Origin of the sequence: Enterobacter sp. R4-368 (genome assembly GCF_000410515.1) — a bacterium.
In the GTDB taxonomy this organism is placed as follows: domain Bacteria; phylum Pseudomonadota; class Gammaproteobacteria; order Enterobacterales; family Enterobacteriaceae; genus Kosakonia.
The window spans coordinates 1,372,612-1,386,377 of the sequence record NC_021500.1 but is presented as its reverse complement, the minus strand read 5'-3'; the positions used below and the strand labels follow the sequence as shown (position 1 = coordinate 1,386,377).

The 13,766-nt window shown below is 57.3% G+C and carries 13 protein-coding genes; 10 read left to right on the top strand and 3 right to left on the bottom strand.

Annotation, left to right across the window (positions count from 1 at the left end):
- Positions 1-187: 187 nt before the first annotated feature.
- Together nuoM and nuoN are read left to right on the top strand one after the other, a co-directional pair.
- A complete protein-coding gene (gene nuoM, locus H650_RS06450) occupies positions 188-1,717 on the top strand; it encodes an NADH-quinone oxidoreductase subunit M (protein WP_020454522.1) in 1,530 nt (509 codons plus the stop codon).
- A 6-nt stretch (positions 1,718-1,723) separates the two neighbouring features.
- Positions 1,724-3,181: an NADH-quinone oxidoreductase subunit NuoN gene (gene nuoN / locus H650_RS06445; protein WP_020454521.1), complete on the top strand. Its 1,458-nt coding sequence runs from the start codon at positions 1,724-1,726 to the stop codon at positions 3,179-3,181.
- A 74-nt stretch (positions 3,182-3,255) separates the two neighbouring features.
- On the opposite strand, the gene H650_RS06440 is transcribed toward nuoN, so the two are convergent.
- Both H650_RS06440 and rnz read right to left on the bottom strand, forming a co-directional pair.
- Positions 3,256-4,281 (bottom strand): chemotaxis protein, encoded by a 1,026-nt coding sequence (locus H650_RS06440; RefSeq protein ID WP_044489694.1) that lies wholly within the window; start codon positions 4,279-4,281, stop codon positions 3,256-3,258.
- 77 nt (positions 4,282-4,358) lie between these two features.
- On the bottom strand, positions 4,359-5,276 hold the full coding sequence (gene rnz, locus H650_RS06435; protein ID WP_020454519.1) for a ribonuclease Z: 918 nt from the start codon (positions 5,274-5,276) through the stop codon (positions 4,359-4,361).
- 62 nt (positions 5,277-5,338) lie between these two features.
- On the opposite strand from rnz, the gene H650_RS06430 reads away from it, so the two are divergent.
- From H650_RS06430 to menE, 8 genes are all read left to right on the top strand, one after another.
- Entirely contained in the window at positions 5,339-5,800 is a 462-nt protein-coding gene (locus H650_RS06430; protein ID WP_020454518.1) for a GNAT family N-acetyltransferase, read from the top strand.
- Positions 5,801-5,853: 53 nt separating this feature from the next.
- A complete protein-coding gene (gene elaB, locus H650_RS06425) occupies positions 5,854-6,159 on the top strand; it encodes a stress response protein ElaB (RefSeq protein ID WP_020454517.1) in 306 nt (101 codons plus the stop codon).
- Positions 6,160-6,246: 87 nt separating this feature from the next.
- Positions 6,247-7,542: an isochorismate synthase MenF gene (gene menF, locus H650_RS06420; RefSeq protein WP_044489429.1), complete on the top strand. Its 1,296-nt coding sequence runs from the start codon at positions 6,247-6,249 to the stop codon at positions 7,540-7,542.
- A 71-nt stretch (positions 7,543-7,613) separates the two neighbouring features.
- The gene (gene menD, locus H650_RS06415; RefSeq protein WP_020454515.1) at positions 7,614-9,284 is read left to right on the top strand and encodes a 2-succinyl-5-enolpyruvyl-6-hydroxy-3-cyclohexene-1-carboxylic-acid synthase; all 1,671 of its coding nucleotides are present in this window, start codon (positions 7,614-7,616) and stop codon (positions 9,282-9,284) included.
- Positions 9,281-10,057, top strand: a complete 777-nt coding sequence (gene menH, locus H650_RS06410) for a 2-succinyl-6-hydroxy-2,4-cyclohexadiene-1-carboxylate synthase (protein ID WP_020454514.1) — start codon at positions 9,281-9,283, stop codon at positions 10,055-10,057. The genes menD and menH overlap by 4 nt, the downstream gene beginning before the upstream one ends.
- The gene (menB, locus tag H650_RS06405) at positions 10,054-10,911 is read left to right on the top strand and encodes a 1,4-dihydroxy-2-naphthoyl-CoA synthase (protein WP_020454513.1); all 858 of its coding nucleotides are present in this window, start codon (positions 10,054-10,056) and stop codon (positions 10,909-10,911) included. Before menH ends, menB begins: the two co-directional genes overlap by 4 nt.
- Positions 10,911-11,876 (top strand): o-succinylbenzoate synthase, encoded by a 966-nt coding sequence (menC, locus tag H650_RS06400; RefSeq protein WP_020454512.1) that lies wholly within the window; start codon positions 10,911-10,913, stop codon positions 11,874-11,876. Before menB ends, menC begins: the two co-directional genes overlap by 1 nt.
- Positions 11,873-13,234 (top strand): o-succinylbenzoate--CoA ligase, encoded by a 1,362-nt coding sequence (gene menE, locus H650_RS06395; protein WP_020454511.1) that lies wholly within the window; start codon positions 11,873-11,875, stop codon positions 13,232-13,234. The genes menC and menE overlap by 4 nt, the downstream gene beginning before the upstream one ends.
- Here the strand turns inward: menE and nudI are convergent.
- Positions 13,231-13,656, bottom strand: coding sequence for a nucleoside triphosphatase NudI (nudI, locus tag H650_RS06390; RefSeq protein WP_020454510.1), 426 nt, complete (start codon positions 13,654-13,656; stop codon positions 13,231-13,233). The genes menE and nudI overlap by 4 nt on opposite strands.
- Positions 13,657-13,766: the final 110 nt, after the last annotated feature.

The following is a 13,766-nucleotide window of genomic DNA, read 5'->3' as shown; positions in this document are numbered from 1 at the left end:
GAATTTTTAGAAATTCGTTGAAAATCTGGTCCGAATGGACAGGCGTTATCGGTGAAGTCAGAGTGGACACCGCCTGCGCAGAGCAACCGGAGCGTACAGATGTACGTGAGGATTGCGAGCACAGCCGGGGTTCGCTATGACGAGCAAGATAGCCTGAGACGGACTTAAACAAGGAACAAAAATCGCCATGTTACTACCCTGGCTAATTCTGATTCCCTTTATCGGCGGCTTCCTCTGCTGGCAGACCGAGCGCTTCGGCGTGAAGGTGCCGCGCTGGATCGCGCTGATCACCATGGGACTGACGCTGGCGCTTTCTCTGCAACTCTGGTTGCAGGGCGGCTATTCTCTGACGCAAGTCACCGGCCTTCCGCAGTGGCAGGAAACGTTCAAGCATGACTGGATCCCGCGCTTTGGCATTAGCATTCATCTGGCGATGGATGGTTTGTCGCTGCTGATGGTGGTGCTGACCGGCTTCCTCGGCGTGCTGGCGGTGCTCTGCTCCTGGCGTGAAATCGAGAAATATCAGGGCTTCTTCCACCTGAACCTGATGTGGATCCTCGGCGGCGTTATCGGCGTGTTCCTTGCCATCGACATGTTCCTGTTCTTCTTCTTCTGGGAAATGATGCTGGTGCCGATGTACTTCCTGATCGCGCTGTGGGGCCATAAAGCCTCCGACGGGAAGACGCGTATTACCGCGGCGACCAAGTTCTTCATTTATACCCAGGCGAGCGGCCTGGTCATGCTGATTGCCATCCTGGCGCTGGTGCTGGTGCACTACAACGCGACCGGCGTATGGACTTTCGCTTACGAAGATCTGCTGAAGACGCCGATGTCCGGCAATGTCGAATACCTGCTGATGCTCGGTTTCTTTATCGCCTTTGCGGTAAAAATGCCGGTGGTGCCGCTGCACGGCTGGCTGCCAGACGCGCATTCGCAGGCACCGACCGCCGGTTCCGTTGACCTCGCGGGGATCTTGCTGAAAACCGCCGCTTACGGTCTGCTGCGCTTCTCGCTGCCGCTGTTCCCGAACGCGTCGGCAGAGTTTGCGCCTATCGCCATGTGGCTTGGCGTGATCGGTATCTTCTACGGCGCGTGGATGGCCTTCACCCAGACCGATATCAAACGTCTGATCGCGTACACATCTGTGTCTCACATGGGCTTTGTACTGATTGCTATCTACACCGGCAGCCAGCTTGCTTACCAGGGCGCGGTGATTCAGATGATTGCCCACGGTCTTTCCGCTGCGGGTCTGTTTATTCTGTGCGGCCAGCTGTACGAACGTCTGCATACGCGCGATATGCGTATGATGGGCGGCTTGTGGAGCAAAATTAAGTGGCTGCCGGCGCTGTCAATGTTCTTTGCCGTCGCAACGCTTGGGATGCCGGGTACCGGTAACTTCGTGGGTGAATTCATGATCCTGTTTGGCAGCTATCAGGTTGTGCCGACGATCACGGTGATTTCCACCTTCGGCCTGGTGTTCGCATCGGTGTACTCGCTGGCGATGCTGCATCGTGCTTACTTCGGCAAGGCGAAAAGCGAACTCGCCAGCCAGGAACTGCGGGGTCTGTCGCTGCGCGAGCTGTTTATGATTCTGATCCTGGTTGTGCTTCTGGTACTGCTTGGCTTCTATCCGCAGCCGATTCTGGATACATCGCATGCCGCGATGGGCAATATCCAGCAGTGGTTTGTTAATTCTGTTACTACTACAAGGCCGTAAATCGCCATGACGATAACTCCACAACACCTGATTGCGCTGCTGCCGCTGCTAATCGTCGGATTGACGGTGGTGGTTGTGATGCTCTCCATTGCGTGGCGACGCAACCATTTTCTCAATGCCACGCTGTCGGTCATTGGCCTGAACGTCGCGCTGCTCTCTTTGTGGTTCGTCGGCCAGGCGGGGGCGATGGATGTCACCCCGCTGATGCGCGTCGATGGCTACGCCATGCTTTACACCGGGCTGGTGCTGCTGGCGAGCCTCGCCACTTGCACCTTTGCCTATCCGTGGCTGGAAGGGTATAGCGATAACAAAGAAGAGTTTTATCTGCTGGTACTGATAGCCGCGCTCGGCGGCATTCTGCTGGCGAACGCGAATCACATGGCGGCGCTGTTCCTCGGTATTGAGCTGATCTCTCTGCCGCTGTTCGGGCTGGTGGGCTACGCCTTCCGCCAGAAACGCTCGCTGGAAGCCAGTATCAAATACACCATTTTGTCCGCTGCCGCCTCCTCGTTCCTGCTGTTCGGTATCGCGCTGGTTTATGCGCAAACTGGCAACCTGTCGTTTGTCGCGATCGGTAAAAGCCTGGGCGAAGGGATGCTGCATGAACCGCTGCTGCTGGCGGGTCTGGGCATGATGATTGTCGGACTTGGCTTTAAACTCTCGCTGGTGCCGTTCCATCTGTGGACGCCAGATGTTTACCAGGGCGCTCCTGCGCCGGTGTCCACCTTCCTGGCCACCGCCAGCAAAATCGCCATTTTTGGCGTGGTGATGCGTCTGTTCCTCTACGCACCGGTGGGTGAAAGCGAAGCGGTTCGCGTGGTTCTGGGGATCATCGCCTTCGTCTCCATCATCTTCGGTAACCTGATGGCGCTGAGCCAGACCAACATTAAACGTCTGCTGGGCTTCTCCTCTATTTCGCACCTGGGTTATCTGCTGGTGGCGCTGATTGCGCTGCAAGGCGGCCAGATGTCGATGGAAACCGTTGGTGTTTACCTGGCCGGTTATCTGTTCAGCAGCCTTGGCGCGTTCGGTGTGGTCAGCCTGATGTCCAGCCCGTATCGTGGCCCGGATGCAGAGTCGCTTTACTCCTACCGTGGCCTGTTCTGGCACCGCCCGATCCTGTCTGCGGTAATGACGGTGATGATGCTGTCGCTGGCGGGTATTCCGATGACGCTGGGCTTTATCGGTAAGTTCTACATTCTGGCGGTTGGTGTTGAAGCGCATCTGTGGTGGCTGACTGCCGCGGTGGTGCTTGGCTCGGCGATTGGTTTGTATTACTACCTGCGCGTGGCGGTGAGTCTCTACCTGAACGCACCGCAGCAGTTGAACCGCGATGCACCGTCTAACTGGGCTTACAGCGCAGGCGGGATTGTGGTACTTATCTCCGCGTTGCTGGTGCTGCTGTTAGGTATCTATCCGCAGCCGCTGATCAGCATCGTTCAACTGGCGATGCCGATGATGTAAGCCTGGAAACAGGTAAAGAAAAACCGCCGATATCGGCGGTTTTTTTATGGGCTAACCAGATAAACGCTAAATGATTACTTCGCCAGCAGCGGGGTAGACGTTACCTGGTGGTGGCTAATCAGCGGGCCGCGAATATTATTCGCAGCGCGATCCAGCACTTCCTGAATCACGGACGAGAGTTCGTTAATCTCGAACTTCGCCACGTAACCGTCTGCCTGCACTTTACGTACGTGATCTTCGTTAGCACTACCGGAGAGCGATGAGTGGATCACCACCGGGATGTTTTTCAGACGCGGATCGGTTTTGATAAGACGCGTTAAGGTAAACCCATCCATCTCCGGCATCTCAAGGTCGGTCAGGACCATGGAGATCTTATCGCTAACTGCAACACCTTCCGCATCGGCCTGCTGCGCCAGCAACTGGATTTTCTCCCACGCGTCTTTACCGGTGATATGCATCGCACTTGGGATCTGCATCGCGTTGAGGCCTTTTTCCAGCATGGCGCGCGCCACTTTGGAATCTTCGGCCACAATGGCAACAGAACCCGGTTTCAGGTTGAATTTCTTGTCCGGCACATGATCACCATGTACGTCATGATCCGCAGGCACGATGTCATACAGGATCTGCTCAACGTCCAGCACCATCGCCAGGTTGTTGGTATCCTTATCGTCATCCAGGCAGGCAATACTGGTGATATAGCGACCATTGATCGCTTTTTCGGCCGTGTGCACCTGTTTCCAGTCCAGGCGAATAATATTTTCCACGGACTCAACGGCAAATGCCTGCACGCTACGGGCATATTCCGTAATCAGTAAGATGTTCAGACCGCTTGCAGGTTTACAACCCGCTACGGCGGCAAGGTCAATCACCGGGATCACCTGATCGCGAATGTTGACCATCCCCATCAGTGGAGCTTTCATCCCTGCGGGACGGGTAAAGGTGGGCATCGGTACGATTTCGCGTAGCTTAAATACGTTGATGCCAAATAACTCGGATTTGGTGGCATCTAACGATGTGCCAAGGCGAAACAGCAACAGCTCAAACCGGTTCGACAGAGTAAGATTCGCCCTGTCATCGATGTCTTTCTGGAAATTGTCCATCATGCCCTCAAATAGGAAATGCCTGCGTATATCTATTATCGGCATGGTGGAGAAAAAATAGAGTGCCTAAATTAAAATCAAATGTGAACTACCGCAAAATCTTCAGCCAATGTCGTTTGCGAAAAGTACGTTTTACACTCGGCGAGCATCGCCAGGCTGCCTTGTTCGTCATAACGTGAACTGAGATGGGTAATCACCAACTTTTTTGCACCGGCATCGGCAGCGAGTTGCGCCGCCTGGCGGGTTGAGCTGTGTCCCCGGCTGTTCGCTTTTTCCTCCATCGCCTGCTCAAGAGTGGCTTCATGTACCAGTAAATCCACGCCTTGCGCCAGTTCCAGCGCGGCCGGGCAGGGTGCAGTGTCGCCAAAAATCGCCAGTTTTTTTCCGCTTTCTGCCGGGGCGAGATAATCCGCGCCATTGATGATGCGCCCGTCAGGCAGCGTGACGGTTTTCCCCTCTTTTAATTGCTGGAACAGCGGCCCTGCCGGAATGCCTTGCGCTTTTAACGCCGCCGCATTCAGCGCGCCGGGTTTATCATGCTCTTCAATCCGGTAGCCGTAGCACTCCATCGGGTGCGACAGCGGGTAAGCGGTCACTGTGCGCAAACCATCATCAACCACCAGCCCAGGCGTCACTTCTTCAATCGTCAGTGGGTAATCGGTCCATGAACCGCTAAGCCGCAGCGTGGTTTCCACAAACTCATGAATCCCTTTCGGACCATAAATCTGTAGCGGCTGAACATTGCCAGCCATTGAGCGGCTGCATAACAACCCAGGCAGACCGAAAAGGTGATCGCCATGCAGGTGAGTAATAAAAATTTTATCGAGTTTGCCAGGGTGAAAGGCGGTGCGCAGCATCTGGTGCTGGGTTCCTTCGCCGCAATCAAACAGCCAAAGCCCGGCGCGGGTTGGGTGTTGTAAATTGAGCAGCATCGCCGTGACATTACGCGCCCGTGTAGGTACGCCCGCAGAGGTGCCTAAGAAAATCAGTTCCACAATCTTTGCCCGAATGAAAAAGAATCTAGTATAACGAGGTCACTATAAATGAGGAGAACAACATGATCCGCTGGCAGGATGTGCACCATTCCGAACTGACCGTTCCTGAGCTGTACGCGTTACTGAAATTGCGCTGCGAAGTGTTTGTGGTTGAGCAGGCCTGTGCTTATCTGGATGTGGATGGTGATGACCTGGTGGGCGAGAACCGCCATATTCTCGGCTGGAAAGACGACGAACTGGTGGCGTATGCGAGGATTCTGAAAAGTGACGATGACCTCTCGCCGGTGGCTATCGGTCGGGTGATTGTCAGTGCGCAGGTTCGCGGCGAAAAACTGGGTTATCAATTAATGGAGCGCGCGGTGCTTTCCTGTGAGCAACACTGGCCGCAGCACGCGCTATATCTGGGCGCGCAGGCACATCTCCAATCTTTCTATGCCCATTTTGGTTTCCAGGCGGTGACGGATGTGTATGACGAAGATGGTATCGCGCATATCGGGATGGCGCGCGAGATCCGCCAGGCGTAACCGGCAGCCTTTGTCTATAGTTAGCGGACAGGTGCATAACATGGAGACAACAGATGGCATATCATTCTTATGAATCACATATTGATGACGACCTGACCCTGCTGAGCGAAACGCTGGAAGAAATTCTCCGCTCATCGGGCGATCCTGCCGATCAAAAGTACATTGAGTTGAAAGCCCGTGCCGAACAGGCGCTGCATGACGTGAAAAACCGCGTCAGCAGCGCATCGGATACGTATTACTACCGTGCGAAAAAAGCCGTCTATCGCGCAGACGACTACGTGCATGAAAAACCGTGGCAGGGCATTGGTGCCGGTGCCGCAGTGGGTCTGGTGCTCGGTCTGCTGTTAGCCCGCCGCTAACGTTTCACTTCCCCTCCCTGGAAGGGGGTACTGTTATTACGCTAAGTACCCCGTATACTATGTGGTTTTTAACAGGGAGGGGCTCGCGTGTACTCCATTTCCTCGGCGCTTTCACACTTACACCGCTGCCTGACCGGCGACATTCCCCGGTCGTCAGGATTGTGCTTTTTTGATGCACCTTTCCCGTTAAACGACGCTTTTGATCCCCTGACGTGGCTCGCCAGCCAGCACGTGTGGCCGCAATTTTACTGGCAGCAACGTAGCGGCGATGACGAAGCCGCCGCGCTTGGCGCATTGCGCCGTTTCTCTTCTTTATCCCTGGCGCAAGATTTTATGCAGCAATGCGCTGAAGATGTCCGCATCTGGGGGCTTAACGCCTTTGATCCCACACAAGGCGAACTGTTTTTACCGCGTCTGGAGTGGCGTCGGGAAGGCGGGCACGCCTTTCTGCGCGTGTACATTTTCAGCGAGACTTCCCTCTGTGATGACGCACAGCGCGCAATCGCATTTCTTTCGGCGCTGGTGGAATCGACACCGCTGCAAAACGTGCAGCAAACGTGCCTTGAGCAGCATCACATCCCCGAGCGCGATGGCTGGCGAACGCTGATTGCGCAGGCGTTGCAAACGCTGGAAAGCGGCGAACTGGATAAAGTCGTGCTCGCCCGCGCAACGGATTACCATTTTGCCAGCGCGGTGGATGCCGCCGCATTGATGGCCGCCAGCCGTCGCCTCAATCATCACTGCTTTCATTTCATGATGGCGTTCGACGCGCAAACGGCGTTTTTAGGCTCCTCGCCCGAGCGGCTCTGGCGGCGTCGCGGCACGGCTTTGCGCACCGAAGCGCTGGCCGGAACGGTGGCCAATCATGAAGATGACCAGCAGGCGCAACAGCTTGCCGACTGGCTAATGACCGATGATAAAAACCAGCGTGAAAATATGCTGGTGGTGGAGGATATCTGCCAGCGTTTACAACAGCAGACCGGTGCGCTGGAGGTGCTGCCGCCGAAGGTGGTCCGGCTGCGTAAAGTACAGCATCTTCGCCGCTGTATCTGGACCGATCTGCAAACGCCGGATGACGCGCTCTGCCTGCAAATGCTCCAGCCGACAGCAGCAGTTGCGGGATTACCCCGCCGTGAAGCGCGGGCATTTATTGCGCGTCATGAGCCTTTTCAGCGCGCGTGGTATGCCGGTTCGGCGGGCTATCTTTCGCGGCAACAGAGTGAGTTCTGCGTTGCCCTGCGTTCGGCAAAAATTGACGGCAATACCGTGCGTCTTTACGCCGGTGCGGGCATTGTTTCCGGTTCAGACCCGGAGCAAGAGTGGCAGGAAATTGAGAATAAAGCGGCGGGATTACGATCATTATTACAACTTAGTCACGCATAACCGACTCATATCAAAAATACATAGTTCCTGATTATTTATACTAAGCCGTAATATTGATACCGGACAAATTCATGTCGATAAGCTCATTTAACCGACGCTGGGCGGCGGTGATCCTCGAAGCTCTTACCCGTCACGGCGTCAGGCATGTATGCATTGCCCCGGGATCCCGTTCCACCCCATTAACGCTCGCCGCAGCGGAAAATCACGCCTTTATTCACCACACCCATTTTGATGAGCGTGGCTTAGGCCATCTTGCGCTGGGGCTGGCAAAGGCCAGCAATGAGCCGGTGGCGGTGATCGTGACATCCGGCACGGCGGTGGCGAACCTTTATCCCGCGCTGATTGAAGCAGGGCTGACCGGTGAAAAACTGGTGCTGCTGACGGCAGATCGACCACCGGAGTTGATTGATTGCGGTGCCAACCAGGCAATTCGCCAGCCGGGCATGTTTGCCACGCATCCCGCTGAATCTCTCGCGCTGCCGCGACCCTCACAGGACATTCCTGCGCGCTGGCTGGTTTCCACCCTTGATAACCTGCTGGGTTCATTACAGGGCGGCGCGGTACACATTAACTGTCCGTTTGCCGAGCCGCTGTACGGTGAAATGGATGATACCGGCCTTGCCTGGCAGCAGGCGCTGGGTGACTGGTGGCAGTCAGACACGCCATGGCTGCGCGCACCGAACAGGGTGAACAGCGAAACGCAGCGCGACTGGTTTTTCTGGCGACAAAAACGCGGCGTGATCGTAGCTGGTCGCATGAGCGCGGCTGAAGGCCGTTTGCTTGCTGAATGGGCGAAAACGCTCGGCTGGCCGCTGATTGGCGATGCGCTTTCGCAGACCGGGCAACCGCTGCCATGTGCCGATCTCTGGCTCGGCAATGGCCAGGCAGTGGCGGAGCTGAATCAGGCGCAGATTGTGTTGCAGTTTGGCAGCAGTCTGACCGGCAAACGTCTGTTGCAGTGGCAGGCGACCTGCGAACCGGAAGAGTACTGGCTGATTGATCGCCTGCAAGGGCGGCTCGATCCGGCCCACCATCGCGGGCGTCGGCTGGTTTCCAGCGTTGCTGACTGGCTGGAGCAGCATCCGGCTGAACCGCGCGCCCCCTGGTGCGAGGCGATCCCACGCCTTTCGGCGCAGGCCTGGGAAACCGTTTGTGCGAAGCGTGATATTTTTGGCGAGGCACAGCTGGCGCACCGCATCGCGGATTATTTGCCGGCCCAGGGCCAGCTTTTTCTTGGCAACAGCCTGGTCGTGCGGCTGGTCGATGCGCTGGGGCAACTCCCGGCGGGATATCCGGTTTACAGCAATCGCGGCGCCAGTGGTATTGACGGCTTGCTTTCAACGGCGGCGGGCGTTCAGCGCGCTACCGCGCGGCCTACGCTGGCGATTGTGGGCGATCTCTCCGCGCTTTACGACCTCAATGCGCTGGCGCTGCTGCGGCAGGCTTCTGCGCCATTCGTCCTGCTGGTGGTGAATAACAATGGCGGGCAAATTTTTTCGTTACTGCCCACGCCGCCCGCCGAGCGCGAGCAGTTTTATTTGATGCCGCAGAATGTCCATTTTGCGCATGCGGCGGCGATGTTTAGCCTTGCTTACCATCAACCGGAGAATTGGGCTGAGCTTGAGCAGGCGCTGGAAGGCGCCTGGTGCAAGCCTGGTGCGACGGTGATTGAACTGGTGGTGAATGCAACTGACGGCGCGCAGACGTTACAAACGCTGCTGGCGCAGGTAAGCCATCTGTGATCCTGCACGGCCAGGCCATTAGTGGACGCCAGCCGCAACCGTGGCTGGTGTTTCTGCATGGTTTTTCCGGCGATAACCGCGAATGGCAGCACGTTGGCGACGCGCTGAGTGATTTCCCGCGCTTGTACCTCGATCTGCCCGGACATGGTGGTTCAGCCCATACTGGCGTTGCTTCCTTTGATGCGCTGGACGCGCTGCTGCGCATCACCCTTGAGCACTACAACATACGCAACTACTGGCTGGTGGGGTATTCGCTTGGTGGGCGTGTGGCGATGTACCACGCCTGCCAGCATCCTGTCGGGCTGTGTGGCCTGGTGGTTGAAGGTGGTCATCCGGGGCTGACATCCGCGGACGATCGCGCACAGCGGCTGCGTAATGATCAGCAATGGGCTGCGCGTTTTCGCCAGCAGCCATTGAATGAGGTATTTGACGCCTGGTACCGGCAGCCTGTTTTTGCCACGCTGAGCGAATCGCAACGGGCGGCGCTGGTGGCGACACGCTGCGAGAATAACGGTGCGACTCTGGCGGCGATGCTGGAGGCAACCTCGCTTGCCTGCCAGCCCGATTTGCGCGCCGTACTTCAGACACTTTCTGTGCCAGTACATTATTTATACGGTGAACATGACAGCAAATTTCAGGCGCTGGCGACGCAAGTCTCGCGCCACTGTCACGCCATTCCTGCCGCCGGGCACAACGCGCACCGGGAAAATCCCGCTGCCGTTATTGCCGCCCTGGCGCGTATTCTGCGTCTTGAGACAAAGGACACACTATGATCCACCCAGATGAAAACATGCTTTATGCGCCGGTTGAATGGCGTGACTGTTCTGAAGGTTACACCGACATCCGTTATCAGAAATCGGCCGATGGTATTGCCAAAATCACCATTAACCGCCCGCAGGTGCGCAATGCATTCCGTCCGCTGACGGTCAAAGAGATGATTCAGGCCATGGCTGACGCGCGCTATGACGACAGTGTGGGCGTGATTATTCTGACCGGCGAAGGGGAAAAAGCCTTCTGTTCCGGCGGTGATCAAAAAGTGCGCGGCGATTACGGCGGCTACCAGGATGACTCCGGTGTGCATCATCTCAACGTGCTGGATTTCCAGCGCCAGATCCGCACCTGCCCGAAACCGGTTGTCGCGATGGTGGCGGGTTACTCCATCGGCGGCGGCCACGTGCTGCACATGATGTGCGATCTGACCATCGCAGCGGACAACGCCATTTTCGGCCAGACCGGCCCGAAAGTCGGCTCCTTCGACGGCGGCTGGGGGGCGTCTTACATGGCGCGCATCGTGGGGCAGAAAAAAGCCCGCGAAATCTGGTTCCTCTGCCGTCAGTACAACGCTCAGGAAGCGTTGGATATGGGCCTGGTCAACACCGTCGTGCCGATTGCCGATCTTGAAAAAGAGACCGTGCGCTGGTGTCGCGAAATGCTGCAAAACAGCCCGATGGCGTTGCGTTGCCTGAAAGCCGCGCTGAACGCCGACTGCGATGGTCAGGCGGGGCTGCAGGAGCTGGCGGGTAACGCCACCATGCTGTTCTACATGACCGAAGAAGGGCAGGAAGGCCGCAATGCGTTTAACGAAAAACGCCAGCCTGATTTCAGCAAATTCAAACGGAATCCATAATGCGACAGGCGCAGGTTTATCGCTGGCAAATCCCGCTTGATGCGGGTGTGGTGCTGCGTGAGCGGCGCCTGAAAACACGTGACGGATTGTTCGTTCATCTCACCGAAGGCGAGCGCGAAGGCTGGGGGGAGATTTCCCCTCTGCCGGGGTTTAGCCTGGAAACGCTGGATGACGTTCAACCGGTTGTGATGGCGTGGGCGCGTAGCTGGTGCGATGGCGAACAGCCACCGCTGCCGGACGTGCCTTCTGCGGCATTTGGTTTGAGTTGCGCGCTGGCAGAGCTTGGTGATGCGCTGCCGCAGGCGGCGGATTACCGCGCCGCGATGCTGTGCAGCGGTGATCCGGACGAGTTGTTCGCCGCGCTTGCTGCTTTGCCGGGTGAAAAGCTGGCGAAAGTGAAAGTGGGGCTGTATGAAGCGGTGCGTGACGGCATGGTGGTCAACTTGCTGCTGGAATCCATTCCCGATCTCCGGTTGCGGCTGGATGCTAACCGTGCCTGGACGCCGCTGAAAGCGCAACAGTTTGCGAAGTATGTCAACCCGGCTTACCGCTCGCGCATTGCCTTTCTCGAAGAGCCCTGCAAGACGCGCGAGGAGTCACTGGCGTTTGCCCGCGAGACCGGCATTACTCTCGCCTGGGATGAGAGCCTGCGTGACGCAGACTTTCGTTTTGAGCAGCAGCCAGGCGTCGGCGCCGTGGTGATTAAACCGATGTTGACCGGCAGCTTGCAGAAAGTCCAACAGCAGGTTGCAGCGGCGAAAGCGCTGGGGCTGACGACCGTTATCAGTTCGTCAATCGAATCGAGCCTGGGTCTGACGCAACTGGCGCGTATCGCCGCCTGGCTGACGCCGGGAACGGTGCCGGGTCTGGATACGCTGCAATTAATGCAAACGCAGTTGATCCGCCGCTGGCCTGAGAGTGATTTACCCTGCTTGCAGGTTGATGCGCTGGAACCATTGCTATGATTTTTCCCGACTGGCCCTGGCGTCACTGGCGCACGCAACAAGGCGAGCAGGCGGCGATTCGCCTTGAGCAGCAAAGCCTTAACTGGCATGAGCTCTGTGCGCGTATTGACAGGCTGGCCAGCGGGTTTGCCCGCCAGGGCGTGCAGTCGGGCGACGGCGTTATGCTGCGCGCGCGCAATCAGCCGGAAACGCTGCTGGCGTGGCTGGCGCTGTTGCAATGCGGCGCGCGGGTTTTGCCGCTGAACCCGCAGTTACCCGCCACGCAACTGGAGGCGCTGTTAGGGCAGTTGACGCTGCGTTTCGCGCTCGATCTGGAGTCGCATGCGGCGTATGCCGGTTTAACATCGCTGGCGTTAAGCGAGGCTGACGGGGATTATGCCGTTGACTGGCAGCCTCAACGGCTGGCCTCAATGACTCTGACTTCCGGTTCTACCGGCCTGCCGAAAGCCGCCGTGCATACCTGCGCGGCGCATCTTGCCAGTGCGCAGGGCGTACTGGCGCTGATCCCGTTTACCGCGCAAGACGACTGGTTTCTCTCGCTGCCGCTGTTTCATGTTTCCGGGCAGGGGATTTTGTGGCGCTGGCTGCTGGCCGGGGCGCGGATCACCGTGCGGCAAAAAGCGCCGCTGGAGCAAGCGCTGGCCGGGTGCAGCCACGCCTCGCTGGTCCCAACGCAGCTGTGGCGCTTGTTAAATGGCAACGTTCCGGTGTCGCTGAAAGCGGTGTTACTGGGCGGTGCTGCGATCCCTGTTGAACTCACGCAGCAGGCACGCGAGCGCGGTGTCCGCAGCTGGTGCGGCTACGGCTTAACCGAATTTGCTTCGACGGTGTGTGCGAAAGAGGCCGATGGCAAGCCTGATGTCGGCTACGCGCTGCCAGGGCGTGAAGTGAAAATTGTCGGCGAGGAAGTCTGGCTGCGTGCGGCCAGCATGGCGTCGGGTTACTGGTGCAACGGAGAACTCCTCCCGCTGGTAAACAGTGAAGGCTGGTTTGCCACGCGCGATCGCGGCGAGCTGAGCGATGGTCGCCTGACCATTCACGGGCGTCTGGACAATCTTTTTTTCAGCGGCGGGGAAGGCATTCAGCCAGAAGAAGTTGAACGCGTTATTGCCCGCCACCCGCAGGTGCAGCAGGTGCTGGTGGTGCCTGTCGATGACGCCGAATTTGGTCAACGCCCGGTGGCGGTGGTGGAGTGCGCAGGCGATGTTGATGCCGATGCGCTGAGCCAGTGGGTCGCCGATAAACTGGCCCGTTTCCAGCAGCCGGTACGCTGGCTGATGATGCCCGCAGCGCTTAAAAATGGCGGCATTAAAATCTCCCGTAGTGCAGTGGCACAATGGGTCGCCAGCCACTCTTAGAGCAAGCCTTTCATCTTTAACGTAGTGCGGGTCGCGTCGTTCAGATCGTAGCGGTGCAGATCCGCAGGTTTTACCCATGCGTAATCCTGGAATTCGTCATTAATACTGACGTCGCGATTGGCGCTGATGCAGTCAAAAATTAAGTAAATCATGTAGATCTGCTCTTTTATGCCGTCAGCATAGGTTTTCACCCGAATATCGTCGCGAAATGTCCACGGGGTGATTTCTCTCAGCTCCAGCTTGTCGCCCAGTTCCTCACGGATCTCCCGGCGCAGCGCCTCTTCAATCCGCTCGCCAGGCTCCACACCGCCGCCGGATAATGCCCATTGACCCGGGAAAACACCGCGATTGTCGGCCATCTTACACAGCAAATAGGCGCCGTCGTTTTGAATCAATGGGCACACAATCGTCCGTTGTCGCATGGTTAACTCCTTTAGCATGGTGAACATAACGCGCCATGTTAACGCAAGCGCTGGTGCAGAAAAATTGACCCCGTCTATAGTTACTGGCCTTTTTATTCATTCTGCTGACA

Excerpts from the sequence above, each read along its gene's own strand:
- nuoM (WP_020454522.1), top strand. The coding sequence starts at position 188 with ATGTTACTACCCTGGCTAATTCTGATTCCCTTTATCGGCGGCTTCCTC.
- nuoN (WP_020454521.1), top strand. The coding sequence starts at position 1,724 with ATGACGATAACTCCACAACACCTGATTGCGCTGCTGCCGCTGCTAATC.
- H650_RS06440 (WP_044489694.1), bottom strand. The coding sequence starts at position 4,281 with ATGGACAATTTCCAGAAAGACATCGATGACAGGGCGAATCTTACTCTG.
- H650_RS06430 (WP_020454518.1), top strand. The coding sequence starts at position 5,339 with ATGATCCGCTGGCAGGATGTGCACCATTCCGAACTGACCGTTCCTGAG.
- elaB (WP_020454517.1), top strand. The coding sequence starts at position 5,854 with ATGGCATATCATTCTTATGAATCACATATTGATGACGACCTGACCCTG.
- menD (WP_020454515.1), top strand. The coding sequence starts at position 7,614 with ATGTCGATAAGCTCATTTAACCGACGCTGGGCGGCGGTGATCCTCGAA.
- menB (WP_020454513.1), top strand. The coding sequence starts at position 10,054 with ATGATCCACCCAGATGAAAACATGCTTTATGCGCCGGTTGAATGGCGT.
- menC (WP_020454512.1), top strand. The coding sequence starts at position 10,911 with ATGCGACAGGCGCAGGTTTATCGCTGGCAAATCCCGCTTGATGCGGGT.
- menE (WP_020454511.1), top strand. The coding sequence starts at position 11,873 with ATGATTTTTCCCGACTGGCCCTGGCGTCACTGGCGCACGCAACAAGGC.
- nudI (WP_020454510.1), bottom strand. The coding sequence starts at position 13,656 with ATGCGACAACGGACGATTGTGTGCCCATTGATTCAAAACGACGGCGCC.